The organism is Ruegeria sp. CF2, from assembly GCF_056537385.1.
Genome location: NZ_JBQFRL010000011.1, coordinates 1 through 1,181 on the forward strand (window position 1 = coordinate 1; position 1,181 = coordinate 1,181).

The following is a 1,181-nucleotide window of genomic DNA, read 5'->3' on the forward strand; positions in this document are numbered from 1 at the left end:
ATGGCAAAGGAAAAGTTTGAGCGTACAAAACCGCACGTCAACATTGGCACGATTGGCCACGTTGACCACGGCAAGACGACGCTGACCGCAGCAATCACCAAGTATTTCGGCGACTTCAAGGCGTATGACCAGATTGACGGTGCGCCGGAAGAGAAAGCGCGCGGCATCACCATCTCGACCGCCCACGTGGAATACGAGACCGACAACCGCCACTATGCGCATGTCGACTGCCCCGGCCACGCTGACTATGTGAAGAACATGATCACCGGTGCGGCGCAGATGGACGGCGCGATCCTGGTTGTGAACGCAGCTGACGGCCCGATGCCGCAGACCCGCGAGCACATCCTGCTGGGCCGCCAGGTTGGCATCCCGAAGATGGTCGTGTTCCTGAACAAGGTTGACCAGGTCGACGACGAAGAGCTGCTGGAACTGGTTGAGATGGAAGTTCGCGAACTGCTGTCCAGCTACGACTACCCCGGCGACGACATTCCGATCATCGCAGGTTCGGCTCTGGCGGCGATGGAAGGCAACAACCCGGAAATCGGCGAGAACAAGATCCGCGAACTGATGGCGGCCGTTGACGAGTACATCGACACGCCCGAGCGCGCTGTTGACCAGCCGTTCCTTATGCCGATCGAAGACGTGTTCTCGATCTCGGGCCGCGGTACCGTTGTGACCGGTCGTGTCGAGCGTGGTGTGATCAACGTTGGCGACGAGATCGAAATCGTCGGCATCCGCGACACGCAGAAGACCACCTGCACCGGTGTCGAGATGTTCCGCAAGCTGCTGGACCGCGGTGAAGCCGGCGACAACATCGGCGCCCTGCTGCGTGGTGTTGACCGTGACGGCGTCGAGCGTGGCCAGGTTCTGTGTAAGCCGGGCTCGGTGACTCCGCACACCAAGTTCGAAGCCGAAGCCTACATCCTGACCAAGGAAGAAGGCGGCCGTCACACTCCGTTCTTCGCGAACTACCGTCCGCAGTTCTACTTCCGTACGACTGACGTGACCGGCACAGTGACCCTGGCCGAAGGCACCGAGATGGTCATGCCCGGCGACAACGTGTCGTTCGGCGTTGAGCTGATCGCCCCGATCGCCATGGAAAACGGTCTGCGCTTCGCCATCCGCGAAGGCGGCCGCACCGTCGGCGCAGGCGTCGTGTCCAAAATCATCGAGTAAGGCGC

Annotated in this window: 1 protein-coding gene; it reads left to right on the forward strand. The window is 61.0% G+C overall.

The window, feature by feature from the left end; genetic code table 11:
• On the forward strand, window positions 1-1,176 hold a 1,176-nt coding region (tuf, locus tag ACR0IR_RS18790), incomplete at its 5' end, for an elongation factor Tu (RefSeq protein ID WP_170343064.1).
• Window positions 1,177-1,181: the final 5 nt, after the last annotated feature.